Source organism: Streptomyces sp. CA-179760, assembly GCF_050937045.1.
Lineage (GTDB): Bacteria > Actinomycetota > Actinomycetes > Streptomycetales > Streptomycetaceae > Streptomyces.
In genome coordinates this window covers 1,945,906-1,964,776 of sequence record NZ_JBNJLZ010000001.1, presented here as the reverse complement: position 1 = coordinate 1,964,776, position 18,871 = coordinate 1,945,906, and the positions used below count along the sequence as shown (strand labels likewise).

Below are 18,871 nucleotides of genomic sequence, written 5' to 3'. Positions count from 1 at the left end.
GTATGCCTCTATGGCGACATAAGCTGGGTTTATGAGCAGGACGGATGATCAGGGTGACGTGCCGACCGCCGGGACCGGGTCCCTGGCGCACCGGGTGCCGGATCTCGGGGCGCTGGAGCTGCTGTTGGCGGTGGCGCGGCTCGGCAGCCTCGGTGGGGCAGCGCGGGAACTCGGCATCACCCAGCCCGCGGCGAGCAGCCGGATCCGGTCGATGGAGCGGCAGCTCGGCGTGGCGCTGGTCGACCGTTCGCCGCGCGGGTCGCGGCTGACGGACGCCGGTGCGCTGGTGACGGACTGGGCGCGGCGGATCGTCGAGGCGGCGGAGGCGTTCGACGTGGGGGCGCAGGCGCTGCGCGACCGCCGTGACTCGCGGTTGCGGGTGGCGGCGAGCATGACGATCGCCGAGTACCTGCTGCCGGGCTGGCTGCTCGCGCTGCGCGCCCAGCGGCCCGACACGGCGGTGTCCCTGCACGCCGGCAACTCGACGGTGGTGGCGGAACGCCTGCTGTCGGACGAGGCGGATCTGGGGTTCGTGGAAGGGCTGTCGGTTCCGACGGGGCTGGACTCCGTGGTCATCGCCCACGACCGGCTGATAGTGGTCACGGCCCCCGGCCATCCCTGGGCCCGCCGCCGACGGCCCTTGGCGGCGGGGGAGCTGGCGTCGACGCCGCTGATCCTCCGGGAGAAGGGGTCGGGTACGCGGCAGGTCCTGGACGCGGCTCTCGGGGGACTGGCCCGGCCGCTGATCGAGTTGTCCTCGACGACGGCGGTCAAGGCGGCGGCGGTGAGCGGGGCGGGGCCGTCGGTGCTGAGCGAACTGGCCGTGGGGGAGGAACTGGCGATGCGACGGCTGGTGAGCGTGCCGGTGGAGGGCGTGGCCCTGGCGCGGGATCTGAGGGCGGTGTGGCCTACGGGGCATCGGCCGACCGGTCCGGCCCGGGATCTGTTGTCGCTGACGCGGGGATAGTTTTTCGCCCCCGCCGCCCCTACCCGTCCCATCCCCAGGGGCGCTGCCCCTTCGTCCCCCCCCGCTTGGGGCTGCGCCCCCAGACCCCGCTTCGGCCCGAACGGCCTCGTCCTCACAAGCCGGACGGGCTGGATGGGGGGCGGAGCCCCCTGGGGCCGTCGCGCACCGAGGTCAGTTCGCCGCTGCCGTCTCCACCAACGCCCGCATCACCCGCAGATCCTCACCCATCTCCGGATGCCACTGCACCCCCAGCACCCACCCCGGGTGGCTCGGCAGTTCCAGCGCCTCGATCGTCCCGTCCGCCGCGTGCGCCGACGGGACCAGGCCCTCGCCCAGCCGGTCCACGGCCTGGTGGTGATACGTCGGTACGAACGTCTCCTCCGGCACGACACCGCCGTAGAGGCTCCCCGGCACCGGCTTGACCGCGTGGCCGCCGAAGACGCCCACGACCTCCGCGTGTCCCTCGATGTGCTGGACGAGCGTCCCGCCGAGAGCCACGTTCAGCAGCTGCATGCCCCGGCAGATGCCCAGCAGCGGCACCCCCGCCGCCAGCGCCGCGTCGATCAGGGCCAGCTCCCACGCGTCCCGCTCCCGCGCCGGCGGTCCGGTCCGCGGGTCGCGCTCCGCGCCGTAGCGGACCGGCTCGACATCCGGCCCGCCCGCGATGACCACTCCGTCCAGCCGGGCCACGACGTCGGCGGCGTGCAGCGGGTCGTCGGGCGGAAGCATCGCGGCCAGGCCGCCCGCCTGACGCACCAGCCGCGGATAGCCGGCCGGCAGCAGTGCCGCCTCCAGCTCCCACACGCCCCAGCGCGCACCGGACTCCAGATACGTGCTGACCCCGATCAACGGCCTGGACACGGAAACTCCCTCACAGTCGACGCCTCGCACGCCTCGTTCAATCTCAGTCCCGTGACAACTCTGCCTCGGCCGCGGCCAGCGCCGCGAACTCCTCCTCGGGCGCCCTCGCCACCAGCCGCTTGCGGCTGTACAGGCCGAAGTACCCGACGGCGACGACGTACACCACGAGCGCGATGACCGCCGCCGTCACATCCACCAGGAAGGTGGCGACCAGCGCCGCACAGGCCAGCACCAGGGCGACCGAGGAGGTCAGCACCCCGCCCGGCGTGCGGTACGGCCGCGGCAGCTCAGGCTCGCGGCGGCGCAGCACGATGTGCGACAGGGACATCAGCGCGTAGGAGATGGTCGCGCCGAACACGGCGATGTTCAGCATGCGGGCGCCATTGCCCGACAGCGCCGCCAGCAGGAAGCCGATCGTGCCGGGCACCAGCAGGCCGAGGTACGGCGCCTTGCGGCGGCTGGTGAGGGACAGGAAGCGGGGCAGGTATCCCGCGCGGGACAGGGCGAAGAGCTGGCGCGAGCCCGCGTAGATCAGGGAGAAGAACGAAGCCACCAGGCCGGCCAGGCCCGCGTAGTTCACGATCCGGCTCAGTGTCGTCGCCTCGCCGCCCGGCTGCAGCGCCTCCACCAGCGGGTTGCCCGCCTCCTGGATCGCCGCGGAACCGCGTGCGCCCGCCGCGGCGAAGAACGTGACCACGGCCAGCACCACCAGGATGCCCATGGACCAGCGGATCGCCTTCGGCAGCGTCCGGGCCGGATCCTTGGTCTCCTCGGCGGCCAGCGGCACCCCTTCGACGCCCAGGAAGAACCACATGCCGAACGGGAAGGCCGCCCAGATGCCGAGCAGACCGAACGGCAGCCAGGAGTTCGAGCCCGCCGCCGAGGCGTCGACCGGGATGTCGTCCAGCGACGCGAAGGAGAAGTCGGGCAGGGCCGCCAGCGCGAACACGATCAGGGCGGCGACCGCGATGCCGGTGACGACGAAGCTGAACCGCAGCGCCTCTCCCACGCCCCACAGATGGATGCCGAGGAAGATCGCGAAGCAGACCAGGTACATCGGCCACCCCGACTCCAGGCCGAACAGGCCCAGCGACTCGACGTAGTCCCCGATGAAGATGACGATCGCGGCGGGCGCGAGGACGTACTCGATGAGGATCGCCGTGCCGGTCAGGAAGCCGCCCCACGGGCCGAGCGCCCGCCGGGCGAAGCCGTAGCCACCGCCCGCGGTAGGCAGGATCGAGGAGAGCTCGGCGAGGGCGAAGACCATGCAGGCGTACATGGCGCCCATGAGGACCATGGCGATCGCCAGGCCCCCGAAGCCGCCTTCGGCCAGGCCGAAGTTCCAGCCCGAGTAGTCGCCGGAGACGACGTAGGCGACGCCGAGGCCGGTCAGCAGCACCCATCCGGCGCTGCCGCGACGCAGCGCTCTGCGTTCCAGATAGTCGTCGCCCTCCGGGGCGGCGGGTGTGACGGTGGGTTCCTGGGGCATGGGCAGACTCCCGACAGGGCGGCGGCGGTCACGGGATCGAGTGGGCTCCGACTCAATGGAATGGAGCCATACCTTTGCGGTGCCGACCCAGGAAGGCAATACCCCTGCGTCAATCGCCCGCAAATCCTCACCGCGCCACGACAGCGCCCGGCTCAGCCCAGGAAGCCGCGCAGCAGCGCCGCCGTTCCCCCGCAGTGCTCGCGCATGATCTCCCGCGCCTGGTCCGCGTCGCCCTCGATCACGGCCTCCACCAGGGCGGTGTGCTGCCGCTGGGAGTGCTCCAGATTGCGCACGAGGAGCGGGATGCAGTCGAGGAGGTCGTTGACGCTCGCGCGGACGCCCGCGTACTGGGCCGTGAGCGTGGGGGAGCCGGACAGCTCGGCGATCGTGAGGTGCAGCAGCGTGTCCAGGCGGCGGTAGCCGGAGAGCGGGGCGTCGTGTGTGCGCGCCAGGGCCGTACGGAGCCGCTCCGCCTGCTTCACGTCCAGTCCGTGCGCCGCGCACAGCCCCGCCGCGCCCACCTCCAGCACCTCGCGGAAGCGCAGCACGTCCTCTATGTCGACCTCGGTGATCCGCCGCCGCAGCTCGTCCTCGCCGCCCGCGTCCGTACGCGGCAGCACGAACGTGCCGCCATAGCGGCCGCGCCGCGACTCGACCAGGCCCTGGTCCTGGAGCACCTTCAGCACCTCGCGCAGCGTCACCCGGCTGATCCCCAGCCGCTCCGCCAGCTCCCGCTCGGCCGGCAGCCGCTCGCCCCCCGCCACCAGGCCCAGCCGTACGACCTGGAGGATCTGCTCCAGCGCCTCCTCGAAGCCGTTGCCCGCGCGCACCGGCCGCAGCACCGGCGTCAGCCCGTCCCGCATCTCGCCCCCAGCTTCCTCCGGCATGTGGCCGTACCCCCTTCCCAAGCAATGGTTCTCGGCAATACCTTATGGCTCCCAGCGGATCCAAGGCAGCGGATCCAAGGAGCCTAGGAGGCCTTCCCGTGGCAGAGCGCACACCCCCGCTGAGCGTCGAGGAGCTGCACGCCCTCGTCGCGGGCGGTGAGATCGACACTGTCGTCCTGGCCTTCCCCGACATGCAAGGGCGGCTCCAGGGCAAGCGGTTCGCCGCCCGCTTCTTCCTCGACGAGGTGCTCCAGCACGGCACCGAGGGCTGCAACTACCTGCTCGCCGTCGACACCGAGATGAACACCGTCGACGGCTACGCGATGTCCTCCTGGGACCGCGGCTACGGCGACTTCGCGATGCACCCGGACCTGAGCACGCTGCGCCGCGTCCCCTGGAACGAGGGCACGGCCATGCTCCACGCCGACCTCGCCTGGAGCGACGGCTCCCCGGTGGTCGCCGCCCCCCGCCAGATACTGCGCCGCCAGCTGGAGCGCCTGGCCGAGCTCGGCTACACCGCCCAGGTCGGCACCGAGCTGGAGTTCATCGTCTTCAAGGACAGCTACGAACAGGCGTGGGACGCCAACTACAGCGGTCTCACCCCGGCCAACCAGTACAACATCGACTACTCGGTCCTCGGCACCGGCCGCATCGAACCCCTGCTGCGCCGCATCCGCAACGAGATGGCGACGGCCGGCCTCACCGTCGAGTCCGCCAAGGGCGAGTGCAACCCCGGCCAGCACGAGATCGCCTTCCGCTACGACGAGGCCCTGGTCACCTGCGACCAGCACGCCGTCTACAAGACCGGAGCCAAGGAGATCGCCGCCCAGGAGGGCATGTCGATCACCTTCATGGCCAAGTACAACGAGCGCGAGGGCAACTCCTGCCACATCCACCTCTCGCTCGGTGACGCGGACGGCGGCAACGCCATGGCCGGGGACGGCGAAGGCGGCATGTCGGACGTCATGCGGCACTTCCTCGCCGGACAGCTCGCCGCCCTCCGCGACTTCTCGCTCCTCTACGCCCCCAACATCAACTCCTACAAGCGGTTCCAGCCCGGCTCCTTCGCCCCCACCGCCGTCGCCTGGGGCCATGACAACCGCACCTGCGCGCTCCGCGTGGTCGGCCACGGCCGCTCCCTGCGCTTCGAGAACCGGCTGCCCGGCGGCGACGTCAACCCCTACCTCGCCGTCGCCGGACTCGTGGCGGCCGGGCTGCACGGCATCGAGCAGAAGCTGGAGCTGCCCGAGCCCTGCCCCGGCAACGCCTACACCGCCGACTTCGCCCATGTCCCCACCACCCTGCGCGAGGCCGCCGAGCTCTGGGAGAACAGCCCCGTAGCCCGGGCCGCCTTCGGGGACGAGGTCGTCGCGCACTACCGCAACATGGCCCGGGTCGAACTTGACGCCTTCGACGCCGCGGTGACCGACTGGGAGCTGCGCCGCTCCTTCGAACGTCTGTGAGGCCCGTCTTGTCTTCCGAAAACCTCCTGGAAGTACTGAACCCCGCGACCGAGGAGGTCGTCGCCGCCATCGCGGCGGCCGGCCCGGCCGACGTCGACGCGGCGGTCACCCTGGCCACCCGGGCCCAGACCGTCTGGGCCGCCCTCGCGCCCGGTGACCGCGCCCGGCTGCTGCGCCGCTTCGCGGCCACCGTCGACGAGCACCTGGAGGAACTGGCCCGGCTGGAGGTCCGGGAGGCCGGCCACCTCATCGGAAACGCACGCTGGGAGGCCGGCAACGTCCGTGACCTGCTGGACTACGCGGCCGGGGGAGTGGAACGGCTCACCGGCCGGCAGATCCCGGTGCCCGGCGGCCTGAACGTCACGATCCTCGAACCGCTCGGCGTCGTCGGCGTGATCGCGCCCTGGAACTTCCCCATGCCGATCGCCGCCTGGGGCACCGCCCCCGCCCTCGCGGCCGGCAACGCGGTCATCCTCAAGCCCGCCGAGACCACACCCCTCACCGCGCTGCGTCTCGCCGAACTCGCCTTGGAGGCAGGCCTTCCGGAGCACCTCTTCCAGGTCCTGCCGGGGCACGGTGCCGTCGCGGGTGAGGCACTGGCACGGCACCCCGGCGTCGCCAAGATCGTCTTCACCGGCTCCACCCGCACCGGCACGCGCGTCGCCGCGCTCGGCGCCGAGCAGGTCAAGCCGGTCACCCTCGAACTCGGCGGCAAGAGCCCCAACATCGTCTTCGCCGACGCCGACCTCAAGACCGCCGTCGACCCGTTCTCCTTCCTGGACAACTCCGGCCAGGACTGCTGCGCCCGCACCCGCATCCTGGTCCAGGAGCCGGTGTACGACGAGGTCCGCGAGCTGCTGGCGAAGACACTGGCCGCGGTGGTGGTGGGCGACCCGGCCGACGAGAAGACGCAGATGGGCCCGCTGATCTCCCGGCAGCAGCTCGACCGCGTCCGGGGATACGTGCCCGACGACGCCCCGGCCCTGCGCGGCAGCGCACCCGAAGGGCCCGGCTTCTGGTTCCCGCCGACCGTGCTCACCGGCGAGCGGCCCGACTCGGCGGCGGCCTGCGAGGAGATCTTCGGCCCGGTGGCCGTCCTGCTGCCGTTCACCGACGAGGCGGACGCGATCCGCCTGGCCAACGACACCCCGTACGGCCTCTCCGGATCCATCTGGACGAGGGACGTCGGCCGGGCGCTCCGCGTCTCCCAGGCCGTCCGCGCGGGCAACCTGTCCGTCAACTCCCATGCCAGCGTCCGCTACTGGACCCCGTTCGGCGGCTACAAGCAGTCGGGCGTCGGCCGCGAGCTCGGCCCCGAGGCCCTGGCCGCCTTCACCGAAACCAAGAACGTCTTCATCAGCACGGAAGGCCCCGCACAGTGACCCAGGCTCAGGAGAACATCTGCCGCCGACTGGTCGGCCGCACGGCCGTCATCACCGGAGCCGGCAGCGGCATCGGCCTCGCCGCCGCGCGCCGCCTCGCCTCCGAGGGCGCGCACGTCGTCTGCGGCGACGTCGACGAGGTGCGCGGCAAGGCCGCCGCCGAGGAGACCGGCGGCACCTTCGTCAAGGTCGACGTCACCGACCCCGAGCAGGTCGAGGCCCTCTTCAAGGCGGCCCACGACACCTACGGCAGCGTCGACATCGCCTTCAACAACGCCGGCATCTCCCCGCCCGACGACGACTCCATCCTGGAGACCGGCCTGGAGGCCTGGAAGCGCGTCCAGGAGGTCAACCTCACCTCCGTCTACCTGTGCTGCAAGGCCGCCATCCCCTACATGCGGCGCCAGGGCAGGGGCTCCATCATCAACACGGCGTCCTTCGTGGCCAGGATGGGCGCCGCCACCAGCCAGATCTCGTACACGGCCTCCAAGGGCGGTGTCCTCGCCATGTCCCGCGAACTGGGCGTCCAGTTCGCCCGCGAGGGCATCCGCGTGAACGCCCTGTGCCCCGGCCCGGTCAACACCCCCTCCTCCAGGAGCTGTTCGCCAAGGACCCGGAGCGCGCCGCGCGCCGCCTGGTGCACGTCCCGGTCGGCCGCTTCGCCGAGGCCGAGGAGATCGCCGCCGCCGTCGCCTTCCTGGCCAGCGACGACTCCTCCTTCGTGAACGCCACCGACTTCCTGGTCGACGGCGGGATCGCGGGGGCGTACGTCACACCCCTGTAGGCCCTGGCTCTAGAGTGCCGGGATGAGCATGACGCCTCCGCCCGGCTGGTATCCCGACCCGCACGGCCCTCATCTGGAACGCTGGTGGGACGGCGCGGCCTGGACCGAGCACCGCCGTGCGCCCGGGGCCGCGGCGGGCCCGGTGCCCCCGCCCCAGGGCGGCGGCACCGGGCGCGCGAAGGCGGTCGCCCTCGTCGCCGCCGGGGCGGTCCTGGTCGCGGCGATCGTCACCGGGGCCCTGGTCCTCACCGGCGGCGACGACAGCGGTGCGGAGACGAGGACGGCTCCGACGCCCTCCGGTCCCACCGCGTCGGATTCCTCGGAGCCGACGCCCGACACGTCCTCCTCCGAGCCCTCCGCCGACGACCCGGCCGTCGTAGAGGACCAGCTCAACGGCGTCACCTTCCCGCTGCTCGACGGCTGGGTCCGCCCGCAGTACGTCGCCGAGGACGACGTCGTCATGACGACGGACGGCACGTACGACTGCCCCGGCGACGGCACTGCCTGCCGCCACGGCCTCGTCATCTCCCGCACGGTCACAGCGAACGACGAGAAGTCCCCCGAGGCCCTGGCCAAGGCGGACATCTCCGACGCGGCCGAAGAGGCCTACGACCGCGACAGGATCGGCCGCAAGCCGCACGGGGGCATGGAATCCCACGAGGTCGTCAAGTCCGGGCCGGTCGCGGTGGCGGGACGCGCCGGGTACTTCGTGCGCTGGCGCGTCCACACGGCCAAGGGGCCTGGCGGCTACGTCCAGTCGCTGGTGTTCCCCTCCAGCGTCGGCACCGAGTCACCCGTCCTCGTCCGCTACGTCTTCGACGCGGGCGAGGACGGACCGCCGCTGGCCGACATGGACCGCGTCACCAAGGGCATCCGCCCGGTCGGCGACGCGGACACGGGCGGCGGCGTCGGCAGCAGCATCGGCCCGTCGGACTGAACGGCCGACCGGCCGACCGGCCGACGTCTTACAGGAACGTGTGTCCCTCACCGCGGTAGGTCGGGACGGCCGCCGTCACCGCGTCGCCTTCGATCAGCTGCAGCCGGTCGAACCGCTCGCACAGCTCACCGGCCTTCGCGTGCCGGAACCAGACCTTGTCACCGATCAGCAGATCGTCGGCGGGCGAGCCGAGCAGCGGCGTCTGCACCTCACCGGCCCCCTCCTGCGGGTCGTAGCGCAGCCCCTCGGGCAGGTACGGCACGGGCGACCGGTCCGCTCCGGCGGCCCCGGAAGCGGGATACCCGCCACCGAGCACGGTCACCACACCCACCCCGGGCCGCCGTACGACCGGCTGGGCGAACAGGGCGGACGGACGGCCGCTGAACGACGTGTAGTTGTCGAACAGCCGCGGCAGGTACAGCCCCGACCCGGCGGCGATCTCGGTCACCGAGTCCTCCGCCGCCGTGTGCTGCACCGAGCCGGTGCCACCGCCGTTGACGAACTCCAGACCCGGCACGACGGCCCGCACCGCGCGCACCACCTCCGCACGCCGCGCGGCGAGTTCACGCTTGGCGGCGGCCTGCATCAGCCGTACGGCACGCGACCGCAGCGGATGCCCCGCCACCGCGTCACCGACACCGGCGACATGCCCCTCGTACGCCATGATCCCCACGACCTCGAAGCCGGGCCGCCGGGCCACCGACCGGGCCACGTCCGCGACCTGCGCGGGGGAATGCAGCGGCGAACGCAGGGCCCCGACGCGCACGCGCCCGCCGAGCAGCCTCAGGGACGTGTCCAACTCCAGGCACACCCGCACCACTTCACGACCGCCGCCCCGCGAGGCGTCGATCAGATCGAGCTGGGCGACGTCATCGATCATGACGGTGACGGCGGCGGCGAGCTTGGGATCACCGGCGAGCTCGGCGTACGCGGCGCGGTCGGCCGACGGGTAGGCGAGCAGCACGTCCTCGAACCCCGAGCGGGCCAGCCACAGCGACTCGGCGAGCGTGAAGGACATGATCCCGGCGAAACCGTCCCGGGCCAGGACGCGTTCCAGCAGCGCCCGGCACCGCACGGACTTGCTGGCGACCCGGACGGGCTTGCCCCCGGCACGGCGGACCAGATCGGCGGCGTTGGCGTCGAATGCCTCCAGGTCCACGATCGCGAGAGGGGCGTCGAGATGGGCTGTGGCCCGGTCGTAACGGGCCCGGTCGGCGGCGCGCGCAGTCATGAACGCAGCCTGCCAGACTGGATTACCGCAGGGTAGGGGGACGTTCCGGGCAGATGCCCCGGGGTCGTGGACTGGTTCCCGTTCGTGCAGGGACAAGCCGTAGAGTGACGCGCACGTACGGCGGACGAGCCGGCCGGGGATCCGCGCCGGGATGACGCTCCGTCCGTACGGGTAGATGTGCCCGGGACGATTCGTGCCGGGCCTCGGGCAGGACGCCACCGGCCCGCGCAGAACGCAGCGGCCCGGGCACGAGGAAACGGGGGGTGCATGAGCACGGAAGCGCGGCGTGCCTCCTTCCCCTCACGCCCCACCAGTCCGCCTCGTCCCCCGCACCCCCCGGAGAACACGTCGGCCGAACCGTCCGACGCAGCCAGGGGCGACGATGCCCAGCGCGACTCCTCTGACACAGGCCGGTCGACCACGACGTGGCGCGAGGACTCGGCGGCGGGTTCACCGCGGCCGTCCCCGGCACGGAACACCGACCAGGCCGGGCCCGCCACCGGGCAGGTGTCGCCGGGTTGCGGCGCCGGCGGCTCGGCGGCGAGGTCGTTGCGGCCGTCCCCCGAGCGGGACGCCGGCCGGGCCGGGTCTGCTGCCGCCGGGACGCGTGGTGCGCCCGACGGGCGCGTATCGCCGGGCGGCGGTGCTTCCGGTCCGCGTGCGTCGGCCGAGACGCAGACGGACGGGCGCGGGCGCTCCGGTGCCAGTGGCCCGACGGCGGGTCCGCCGCGGCCGTCGGTGGAGCGGGACGCCGACCTGCCCGGGTCTTCCGTTGCCGGAGCGCGGGGTGTGCCGGACGGGCGTGGGTTCTTCGGTGCCGGTGGCCTGACGACCGATGCGCAGGGACCCTCCTCGACGCGCGAGGCGACCTGGACCGGCTCTGCCGCCGAGGACCGGGACCCGTCCCGAAGGCGTTTCGGCATGGGCGGCTCGTCGCCGGAGGACGGCACCGGCCCCGGAACGACGGCTCGGCGTGGCGGCGCCGCCGGTCCCGTGCCCTCCGGCTCCGGCGACGGCTCGAACGGGCGCCCCCGCTTTCCGAGTCTCGGTGCCACCGCGACCGAGCGCACCGAGGCCACGACACCGCCCCCACCGCTCGCCTCCGCCCGCTTCCCGGACACGCCGCCCGGCATCCGCCCCGAGACCCGGCCCGAGCCCAACAGGCAGCCCACACCCCCCGCCACCCCTCCGCGACCGCGTCACCTGCCGGGCTCCTCCGGCCGGCCCGGGCCGCTCCCCACGCCACCCCGTACCGGCGCCGAGAACGCGGCGGAGACGACCCGACGCCTGCGGCCGATCCCCGCGAACCCGTCACCCGCCGAGACCACCGAAGCCTCCGGCCGCCCCGGCCACGCACGCCCCGGCACCCCGCCGCGCCCCACCCATGAGCCCCAGGCCGGCGCGGGCCCGCTCGCCGGAGCCGATGCCGGTTCCGGTGCCATGCCGGCGATGCGCATGCCGTCCGCGCCCACCCAGCGGCCCCGCCCCGCCCACCCGGCCACTCCGCCCCCGGAGTCCCCCCGTGTCTCTCCCGACCCGGCCTTCTCCTGGAGCGCCCCGCTGACCCCCGGCGGGACACGCACCGGCGCCCGGCCCGTCGTGTCGTTCGGTGAGCCCGAGGGATACGACGGTGGCGCCCGGCCCCGCCCGCTCGGCCGGCGCGGCGCATCGCAGGCCGCCGCGGCCGCCGCCTGCCTCGTGCTGGGACTGGGACTCATCTCGGGTGCGGTCACCGGCAGCTGGCTGGTCGGGGACTCCGGCGAGGAGGGCTCGCGCGACACCTTCGCGACGGCCGGAAGCCTCTGGCACAGCGTCCCCGTCGACCAGCTGTTCCCGCCCACCGTGCAGGGCCGGGGCGCCGGCCCCGGCGGAGCCGACCGCACCTGGACCCGTATCGCCGTCGCCCCGGACAGCGGCTGCGAGGACGCCTTCGACCCCCTGCTGCGCAAGGCCCTCGCCCCCGTCGGCTGCGAGCGGCTCGTGCGCGCCACCTACACCGACGCCACCCAGAGCTACGTGACCACCGTCGGCCTGCTCTTCACCACGGCCGACGCCCCGGGCATGACCTCCCTCGCGAACCGTTTCCGCAAGGAGCGACTGGACCGCCGCATCGACCTGATGCCCCTGCCGTACGCCGCGAAGAACACCCTCGCCGCGGACTTCGGCAGGGAACAGCGCGCCGCCTGGACCGTCTCCGTGCTCACCGAGGCCCCGGTCGTTGTCTACGCCGTCTCCGGCTGGGCCGACGGCCGCACCGTCGACGACCCGCAGCCCGCCGAGGACGCCATGGAGCCGAACGCCACCACGGCGCCGGCCCAGGCCGGCCTCGGCAACGAGGCGCAGGGCCTCGCCGACCGCGTCGAACGCGGACTCCGCAAGAACGTCCGCTCGGCCACGGAGCAGCCGTCGTGAAAGCCGCAAGCCGCCCGGCCGGGCGCTCCGCCGCGACCCGGCGGGCCGGAGCCCTCGGCGTCCTGCTCGCCGCGAGCCTCGTCCTCCTGCCCGCTCCCGCCGCCCACGCCGACAGCATCCGCGCCCAGCAGTGGGCCCTGGAGGCCATGCACACCCAGGAGGCCTGGCAGACCACCAAGGGCGAAGGCGTCACCGTCGCCGTCCTGGACACCGGCGTCGAGGCCGACCACCCCGACCTGATCGGCAACGTCCTCACCGGCAAGGACCTGGTCGGCTTCGGAGCCGAGCCGGGCGAGCGCGCCTGGGCCCGGCACGGCACCGCCATGGCCGGCATCATCGCCGGCCACGGACACGGCCCGGGCAACGCCGACGGCGTCCTCGGCATCGCCCCCGAGGCGAAGATCCTCCCCGTCCGCGTGATCCTGGAGGACGGCGATCCCTCCCGCGCCAAGGCCCGCAGCACCCGCGGCAACGCCCTAGCCGAGGGCACCCGATGGGCCGCCGACCACGGCGCCGACGTCATCAACCTCTCCCTCGGCGACGACTCCGCCTCCGCGCACCCGGAACCCACCGAGGACTCGGCCATCCAGTACGCCCTGAAGAAGGGCGTGGTCGTCGTCGCCTCCTCGGGCAACGGCGGTGAGAAGGGCGACCACATCTCCTACCCGGCCGCCTACCCGGGCGTCATCGCCGCCACCGCCGTCGACCGCGCCGGAACCCGCGCCTCCTTCTCCACCCGCCGCTGGTACGCCACCGTCAGCGCCCCGGGCGTCGACGTCGTCATCGCCGACCCCGACCACAAGTACTACGAGGGCTGGGGCACCAGCGCCGCCGCCGCCTTCGTCTCCGGCGCCGCCGCCCTGGTCAAGGCCGCCCACCCGGACCTGACCCCGGCCCAGATCAAGTCGCTCCTCGAGGACACCGCCCGCAACGCCCCCGTCGGGGGCCGCGACGACTCCCGGGGCTTCGGCTTCATCGACCCGGCCGCCGCCATCAAGGCCGCCGACGGGCTCGAGCCGGAGGACCTGCGCGCGGCGTCGCACGGTGAGGAGTACTTCGGCAGCGGCCCGGACGACGCGGCCTCGGGCGACGACACCGCCGGCTGGGCCGCACCGCTCGCGGGCAGCGCGGGCGGCGTCCTGCTGGTGGCGGCCGTGGTCCTGTGGCGCGGCCGCCGTACGCACCGCGACGACTTCTAGCAGCCCGCCGTCAGAACCGCTGCCGAAGCGGCGGCACCCGGCCGATAGGGTCGGTGACCGTGGCGAACAAGAACATCCCCGACTCCGGCTTCTCCGACGACGACGGCTCCGCCGACCCGAGGCTGAGCGCGGCGCTCGCCGCCTGGTCGGAGGAGCGCGGCGCGGTCGGCCCGGTCCTCGACGCCCTCAAGGGCGCCCGGCTGCTCGTGCCCGTCGTGGCCGTGCTCGGCGAGGTCGAGGAGGACGAGCGGGGACTGCGTCACGACAAGACCAGCGACATGGCCGTACCGACCCTGAAGGCCGGAAACCGCACCGCCCTCCCCGCCTTCACTTCCACGGACTCCCTCGCCCGCTGGGACCCGGCGGCCCGCCCCGTCGCCGTCCCCCTGCACCAGGCCCTCCAGGCCGCCGCCCACGAGAAGGCGGACACGGTCGTACTGGACCTGGCCGGACCCGTGCCCTTCGAACTCACCGGCTCCGCGCTGCTCGCCCTCGCGGAGGGCCGGTCGAGCACCGACCCGCTGGCCGACCCGGCCGTGATCACGGCCGTACGCGAGGCCGTGGCCGCCGAGCCCGCCGTCCTGCGCGCTCATCTCGGACCGGGCCGCGCCGACGGCACCCTCGCCCTGGTCCTGGACCCGTCCGCGACCCCGGCCGAGGCCGCCCGGGCCGTCGCCGAGCGGATCGCCGCCGACGAAACACTGAGGGCCCGCCTGGTGCGCGGCCTCGACCTGGCACTGCTGCCGGCCGAGGCGACGCCCCCGGGCGAGCCCTTGTACGAACGCTGACGGACCGGCCGCGGCCGGCCGGCCTCAGGGACTAGCCGTAGACCGGCCCCGTGTACTTCTCGCCCGGCCCCTGGCCCGGCTCGTCCGGGCGGAGCGAGGCTTCACGGAACGCCAGCTGCAGCGACTTCAGGCCGTCGCGCAGGGGCGACGCGTGGAACGAGCTGATCTCGGTCGCGGAGGCGTCCAGCAGGCCGGCCAGCGCGTGCACCAGCTTGCGGGCCTCGTCCAGGTCCTTGTGCTTGTCACCCTCCTCGGTCAGACCGAGCTTCACCGCGGCGGCGCTCATCAGATTGACGGCGACCGTCACGATCACCTCGACCGCCGGGACCTCGGCGATGTCGCGGGCCATGGCGTCGAAGTCGGGGGACTCAGGAGGGGTCTCACTCATGCCCCACACGATAGGCGCAGGACGGGCCCGGGCCGCACCAGGCCCCACGGCGCCCCAATTAGCCGTTGCTGGCCAATGCTGGTAACCTCGTGTAACGACCGGTCGGACCCGTATGCCTCACGGCCCGCGAGCCCGACCCACAAGTGGAGGCTTTCGAACTCCCACCTGTCCGCCCCCAGGGCGGCGGGTCACCGGTCAGACGATCCCGCCCCAGCGGCGGCGATCCGTCCGAAAGCGCGCCCCGCGGTCACCGCGGCGGTGCTCCGGTAGTTCGAGGAGCCCCGCCTGGGATCGTCCGGGGCATTTTTTCTGCTTCGGCGCGGTTAGGTCTATCGAATAGAGACGTTACGCGGCCGTCCGCCAGACCGTCGCGTGGTGCTACCGAGGAGGATCCATCAGCGCCGAGCCCCGCATCAACGACCGGATTCGCGTTCCCGAGGTGCGACTTGTCGGTCCCAGTGGCGAGCAGGTGGGCATCGTCCCCCTGGCCAAGGCACTGGAGCTTGCGCAGGAGTACGACCTGGACCTGGTCGAGGTGGCGGCGACCGCCCGTCCGCCTGTGTGCAAGCTCATGGACTACGGGAAGTTCAAGTACGAGTCGGCCATGAAGGCCCGTGAGGCGCGCAAGAACCAGGCGCACACGGTCATCAAGGAAATGAAGCTCCGGCCGAAGATCGACCCGCACGACTATGACACCAAGAAGGGTCACGTCGTCCGGTTCCTCAAGCAGGGCGACAAGGTCAAGATCACGATCATGTTCCGTGGTCGCGAGCAGTCCCGGCCCGAGCTGGGCTACCGACTGCTGCAGCGTCTCGCGGAGGACGTCCAGGACCTCGGTTTCGTCGAGTCGAACCCGAAGCAGGACGGCCGAAACATGATCATGGTTCTCGGTCCGCACAAGAAGAAGACCGAGGCGATGGCCGAGGCTCGCCAGGCGCAGGAGGCCCGCAAGGCGGACGCGAAGGCCAACCCCGGCCGCTCGCAGAACGCCGCGGAAGCCGACGCGGAAGCCGACGTGGACGCCGACGTGGACGTCGAGGCGCCGGCCGAGGAGCCCGCCGAGGCGTGACCCCTGGGGACGCGAGTCCCGAGGAAGCAACCGAAACAAGACGACGCTCCACCGTGCCCGGTTTCACGACCGGGCACCGGAGCGCCACCGACGAGGAGAGTACGGCGCTATGCCGAAGAACAAGTCGCACAGCGGGTCCAGCAAGCGCTTCAAGGTCACCGGCTCCGGCAAGGTGCTCCGCGAGCGTGCCGGCAAGCGCCACCTGCTCGAGCACAAGTCGTCCCGTGTGACGCGTCGCCTCACCGGCAACGCCGAGATGGCCCCGGGCGACGCCAAGAAGATCAAGAAGCTTCTCGGCAAGTGACGCTCCGGCGCGTGAGCGCCGTACGTCAGGACCGGGACCCAATCGATTTCGGGCCGTGTGAGGACCACCGCGGCCCCGCTACAAGGAGTTAAAAAGTGGCACGCGTCAAGCGGGCAGTGAACGCCCACAAGAAGCGCCGGGCGATCCTCGAGCAGGCTTCCGGCTACCGCGGTCAGCGTTCGCGCCTGTACCGCAAGGCCAAGGAGCAGGTCACCCACTCGCTGGTCTACAACTACAACGACCGCAAGAAGCGCAAGGGTGACTTCCGTCAGCTGTGGATCCAGCGCATCAACGCCGCTGCCCGCGCCAACGGCATCACGTACAACCGCTTCATCCAGGGTCTGAAGGCCGCGAACGTCGAGGTCGACCGCAAGATCCTGGCCGAGCTGGCCGTCAACGACGCCGGTGCGTTCGCCGCGCTCGTCGAGGTCGCCCAGAAGGCGCTGCCGAGCGACGTCAACGCGCCCAAGGCTGCGTGACGCCGCGCCGGCCGCAAGCCGACGTGATTCAAGGACCCGCAGGCCGAACGGCCTGCGGGTCCTGCTGTGCAGCTAGCAGAAAGTGAACAGGATGTCCCCCGCCACGCCCGAGCTCATCTCCCCCCGCTCACCCCGCGTCCTGGCCGCGCGGCGGCTGGCCAAGCGGAACTTCCGGGGGAAGGAGCGGCTGTTCCTCGCGGAGGGGCCGCAGGCGGTGCGGGAGGCGGCCGGGCACCGGACCGGGGACACGGCCACGCTCGTGGAGCTGTTCGCGACCCTGGAGGCCGCCGAGCGGTACGCCGACATCCTGGGGGCGGTCCGGGACGCCGGCGCCCGGGTGCATCTCGCCTCCGAGCAGGTCATCGCCGATATCTCCACCACCGTCACCCCGCAGGGACTCGTCGGCGTCTGCCGCTTCCTGGACACGCCCTTCGAGGAGATCCTGGAAGCGCGCCCCCGGCTCGTCGCCCTTCTCGCGAACGTCCGCGACCCCGGCAACGCCGGGACCGTGCTGCGCTGCGCCGACGCCGCCGGTGCCGAGGCCGTCGTCCTGACCGACGCCTCCGTCGACGTGTACAACCCCAAGGCCGTGCGCGCCTCCGTCGGTTCCCTGTTCCACCTGCCCGTCGCCGTCGGTGTCCCCGTGGAGCAGGCGGTCGACAGGCTGCGGGCCGCCGGAGTCCGGGTCCTCGCCGCAGACGGGGCAGGTGACCGCGACCTCGACGACGAGCTCGACAAGGGCACCATGGGCGGGCCGACCGCCTGGGTCTTCGGGAACGAGGCCTGGGGCCTCCCGGAGGAGACCCGCGCCCTCACCGACTCCGTCGTGCGCGTCCCGATCCACGGGAAGGCCGAGAGCCTGAACCTCGCCACCGCCGCCGCCGTATGTCTCTATGCGTCCGCGCGTGCACAGCGCGCCGCCGGAGGGTGCCGTTCCGTCACCGGGAACTAGTAGGGTGACCAGCTCAGGGACCCTCCCCCAAGCTGTCGGCTGCGCTCGAGCAGGGGGACCCCCATGGAACCTGAGAGGCGGGGAACGGGGATGAGCGTCGGCACGAGCAGCGCACCGGGAGCCCAGGACGCCGGGAACCCGCCCGCCGCGTTCGGGCCGCCCGGTGATCTCGCCGGCCTCGGCATAGACCCCGACCAGCTGCCCGACGGACTCGTCGTCGCCGACGAGCGGGGCCGCGTCATCTGCTTCAACACCGCCGCCCAGCGCATCACCGCCGTCACCGCCCGGGACGCCCTCGGGCAGCGGCTGGAGAAGGCCCTGCCATTAGAGGACCTGGAGGGCCGCCGCTGGTGGCAGCTGACCGACCCGTACGGCGGCCTCACCATCCGTGTCGGGCAGCCCGAGCGCAACCTCCTGCTCCCCGGCGGCCGTGAAGTGCTGGTCTCCGCGCGCTACGTCCGCAGCCGGCCCACCGGGCCCCTCCGGCGCCTCGTCGTCACCCTGCGCGACACCGAGGCCCGGCGCCGCACCGAGCGCAGCCACGCCGAGCTGATCGCCACCGTCGCCCACGAACTGCGCTCCCCGCTCACCTCGGTCAAGGGCTTCACCGCCACCCTGCTCGCCAAGTGGGAACGCTTCACCGACGACCAGAAGCGGCTGATGCTGGAGACCGTCGACGCCGACGCCGACCGGGTCACCCGGCTCATCGCCGAGCTGCTCGACATCTCGCGGATCGACTCCGGCCGGCTGGAGGTGCGCCGCCAGCCCGTCGACATCGGCGCGGCCGTAGGACGGCACATCCAGGCCTATGTCGCCGCCGGGCAGGGGGCCGACCGGTTCCTGCTGCGCGTCCAGCAGCCGCTGCCCGCCCTGTGGGCCGACCCCGACAAGATCGACCAGGTGCTCAGCAACCTCCTGGAAAACGCAGTGCGGCACGGCGAGGGAACTGTCACGATCGACGTCACGGCCACGGCGTCCCTCCGCGAGGGCGAGTTCGCCGAGAACGCAGCCACGTCGGTCACGGTGAGCGACGAGGGGCCCGGCATCCCGGAGGAGTCCATGAACCGCGTCTTCACCCGCTTCTGGCGGGGCAGCAAGCGCGGCGGCACCGGCCTCGGGCTCTACATCGTCAAGGGCATCGTCGAGGCCCACGGCGGCACCATCACGGTCGGCCGCGCGCCCGGCGCCGGCGCCGAGTTCCGATTTACGTTGCCCGTGAGCGCTCCGGCCTACCTCGCCTGAGCCGCCCGCGGGCGCATTCGTATACCTCCACCCCGTT

The 18,871-nt window shown here is 72.8% G+C and carries 17 protein-coding genes and 1 pseudogene; 13 read left to right on the top strand and 5 right to left on the bottom strand.

The features are described from left to right. Positions 1–31 precede the first annotated feature (31 nt). Positions 32–967, top strand: coding sequence for a LysR family transcriptional regulator (locus tag ACQEV8_RS08720; RefSeq protein ID WP_432958733.1), 936 nt, complete (start codon positions 32–34; stop codon positions 965–967). A 171-nt stretch (positions 968–1,138) separates the two neighbouring features. On the opposite strand, the gene ACQEV8_RS08715 is transcribed toward ACQEV8_RS08720, so the two are convergent. The 3 genes from ACQEV8_RS08715 to ACQEV8_RS08705 form a co-directional block, all read right to left on the bottom strand. Further along, a complete protein-coding gene (locus ACQEV8_RS08715) occupies positions 1,139–1,828 on the bottom strand; it encodes a gamma-glutamyl-gamma-aminobutyrate hydrolase family protein (protein ID WP_432958731.1) in 690 nt (229 codons plus the stop codon). A gap of 43 nt (positions 1,829–1,871) precedes the next feature. Further along, the gene (eat, locus tag ACQEV8_RS08710; protein WP_432958728.1) at positions 1,872–3,317 is read right to left on the bottom strand and encodes an ethanolamine permease; all 1,446 of its coding nucleotides are present in this window, start codon (positions 3,315–3,317) and stop codon (positions 1,872–1,874) included. Positions 3,318–3,469: 152 nt separating this feature from the next. After that, complete coding sequence (locus ACQEV8_RS08705; RefSeq protein ID WP_432958725.1) at positions 3,470–4,204, bottom strand: FadR/GntR family transcriptional regulator; 735 nt, start codon at positions 4,202–4,204, stop codon at positions 3,470–3,472. A gap of 98 nt (positions 4,205–4,302) precedes the next feature. Between ACQEV8_RS08705 and ACQEV8_RS08700 the strand changes: the two genes are divergently transcribed. The 4 genes and pseudogenes from ACQEV8_RS08700 (at position 4,303) to ACQEV8_RS08685 (ending at position 8,770) form a co-directional block, all read left to right on the top strand. Continuing rightward, positions 4,303–5,667 (top strand): glutamine synthetase family protein, encoded by a 1,365-nt coding sequence (locus ACQEV8_RS08700; protein ID WP_432958723.1) that lies wholly within the window; start codon positions 4,303–4,305, stop codon positions 5,665–5,667. Positions 5,668–5,675: 8 nt separating this feature from the next. Beyond that, positions 5,676–7,049, top strand: coding sequence for an aldehyde dehydrogenase family protein (locus ACQEV8_RS08695; protein WP_432958720.1), 1,374 nt, complete (start codon positions 5,676–5,678; stop codon positions 7,047–7,049). Then, a pseudogene (locus tag ACQEV8_RS08690) lies at positions 7,046–7,833 on the top strand (3-oxoacyl-ACP reductase). The gene ACQEV8_RS08695 and the pseudogene ACQEV8_RS08690 overlap by 4 nt, the downstream one beginning before the upstream one ends. 28 nt (positions 7,834–7,861) lie before the next feature. Next, positions 7,862–8,770, top strand: coding sequence for a DUF2510 domain-containing protein (locus tag ACQEV8_RS08685; protein WP_432972549.1), 909 nt, complete (start codon positions 7,862–7,864; stop codon positions 8,768–8,770). A 28-nt stretch (positions 8,771–8,798) separates the two neighbouring features. Here the strand turns inward: ACQEV8_RS08685 and ACQEV8_RS08680 are convergent, their stop codons facing one another. Next, on the bottom strand, positions 8,799–10,001 hold the full coding sequence (locus ACQEV8_RS08680) for an amino acid deaminase/aldolase (RefSeq protein WP_432958717.1): 1,203 nt from the start codon (positions 9,999–10,001) through the stop codon (positions 8,799–8,801). 789 nt (positions 10,002–10,790) lie between these two features. Here ACQEV8_RS08680 and ACQEV8_RS08675 point away from each other — a divergent pair. From ACQEV8_RS08675 to ACQEV8_RS08665, 3 genes are read left to right on the top strand one after another with little or no spacing between them, the layout of a single operon-like run. Next, positions 10,791–12,413, top strand: a complete 1,623-nt coding sequence (locus ACQEV8_RS08675) for a hypothetical protein (protein WP_432958715.1) — start codon at positions 10,791–10,793, stop codon at positions 12,411–12,413. Then, on the top strand, positions 12,410–13,612 hold the full coding sequence (mycP, locus tag ACQEV8_RS08670; protein WP_432958712.1) for a type VII secretion-associated serine protease mycosin: 1,203 nt from the start codon (positions 12,410–12,412) through the stop codon (positions 13,610–13,612). Before ACQEV8_RS08675 ends, mycP begins: the two co-directional genes overlap by 4 nt. A 59-nt stretch (positions 13,613–13,671) precedes the next feature. Further along, positions 13,672–14,400, top strand: coding sequence for an SseB family protein (locus tag ACQEV8_RS08665; protein WP_432958710.1), 729 nt, complete (start codon positions 13,672–13,674; stop codon positions 14,398–14,400). 31 nt (positions 14,401–14,431) lie between these two features. Here the strand turns inward: ACQEV8_RS08665 and ACQEV8_RS08660 are convergent, their stop codons facing one another. Beyond that, the gene (locus ACQEV8_RS08660; RefSeq protein ID WP_184597362.1) at positions 14,432–14,788 is read right to left on the bottom strand and encodes a DUF1844 domain-containing protein; all 357 of its coding nucleotides are present in this window, start codon (positions 14,786–14,788) and stop codon (positions 14,432–14,434) included. Between the two features lie 394 nt (positions 14,789–15,182). Here ACQEV8_RS08660 and infC point away from each other — a divergent pair, with 394 nt between their 5' ends. The 5 genes from infC (at position 15,183) to ACQEV8_RS08635 (ending at position 18,834) form a co-directional block, all read left to right on the top strand. Then, on the top strand, positions 15,183–15,857 hold the full coding sequence (gene infC, locus ACQEV8_RS08655; protein WP_432972546.1) for a translation initiation factor IF-3: 675 nt from the start codon (positions 15,183–15,185) through the stop codon (positions 15,855–15,857). 109 nt (positions 15,858–15,966) lie between these two features. Beyond that, positions 15,967–16,161, top strand: a complete 195-nt coding sequence (rpmI, locus tag ACQEV8_RS08650; RefSeq protein WP_003989075.1) for a 50S ribosomal protein L35 — start codon at positions 15,967–15,969, stop codon at positions 16,159–16,161. Positions 16,162–16,256: 95 nt separating this feature from the next. Further along, the gene (rplT, locus tag ACQEV8_RS08645; protein ID WP_004002577.1) at positions 16,257–16,640 is read left to right on the top strand and encodes a 50S ribosomal protein L20; all 384 of its coding nucleotides are present in this window, start codon (positions 16,257–16,259) and stop codon (positions 16,638–16,640) included. Between the two features lie 91 nt (positions 16,641–16,731). Continuing rightward, positions 16,732–17,592 (top strand): TrmH family RNA methyltransferase, encoded by an 861-nt coding sequence (locus ACQEV8_RS08640; RefSeq protein WP_432958706.1) that lies wholly within the window; start codon positions 16,732–16,734, stop codon positions 17,590–17,592. Between the two features lie 90 nt (positions 17,593–17,682). Then, positions 17,683–18,834, top strand: coding sequence for an ATP-binding protein (locus tag ACQEV8_RS08635; RefSeq protein WP_432958704.1), 1,152 nt, complete (start codon positions 17,683–17,685; stop codon positions 18,832–18,834). The last annotated feature ends 37 nt before the right edge of the window (positions 18,835–18,871 follow it).

Bases quoted from the DNA above. Each gene is read 5' to 3' on its own strand.
- ACQEV8_RS08720 (WP_432958733.1), top strand. From the start codon at position 32: ATGAGCAGGACGGATGATCAGGGTGACGTGCCGACCGCCGGGACCGGG.
- eat (WP_432958728.1), bottom strand. From the start codon at position 3,317: ATGCCCCAGGAACCCACCGTCACACCCGCCGCCCCGGAGGGCGACGAC.
- ACQEV8_RS08705 (WP_432958725.1), bottom strand. From the start codon at position 4,204: ATGCCGGAGGAAGCTGGGGGCGAGATGCGGGACGGGCTGACGCCGGTG.
- ACQEV8_RS08685 (WP_432972549.1), top strand. From the start codon at position 7,862: ATGACGCCTCCGCCCGGCTGGTATCCCGACCCGCACGGCCCTCATCTG.
- ACQEV8_RS08680 (WP_432958717.1), bottom strand. From the start codon at position 10,001: ATGACTGCGCGCGCCGCCGACCGGGCCCGTTACGACCGGGCCACAGCC.
- ACQEV8_RS08660 (WP_184597362.1), bottom strand. From the start codon at position 14,788: ATGAGTGAGACCCCTCCTGAGTCCCCCGACTTCGACGCCATGGCCCGC.
- rpmI (WP_003989075.1), top strand. From the start codon at position 15,967: ATGCCGAAGAACAAGTCGCACAGCGGGTCCAGCAAGCGCTTCAAGGTC.
- ACQEV8_RS08640 (WP_432958706.1), top strand. From the start codon at position 16,732: ATGTCCCCCGCCACGCCCGAGCTCATCTCCCCCCGCTCACCCCGCGTC.
- ACQEV8_RS08635 (WP_432958704.1), top strand. From the start codon at position 17,683: ATGAGCGTCGGCACGAGCAGCGCACCGGGAGCCCAGGACGCCGGGAAC.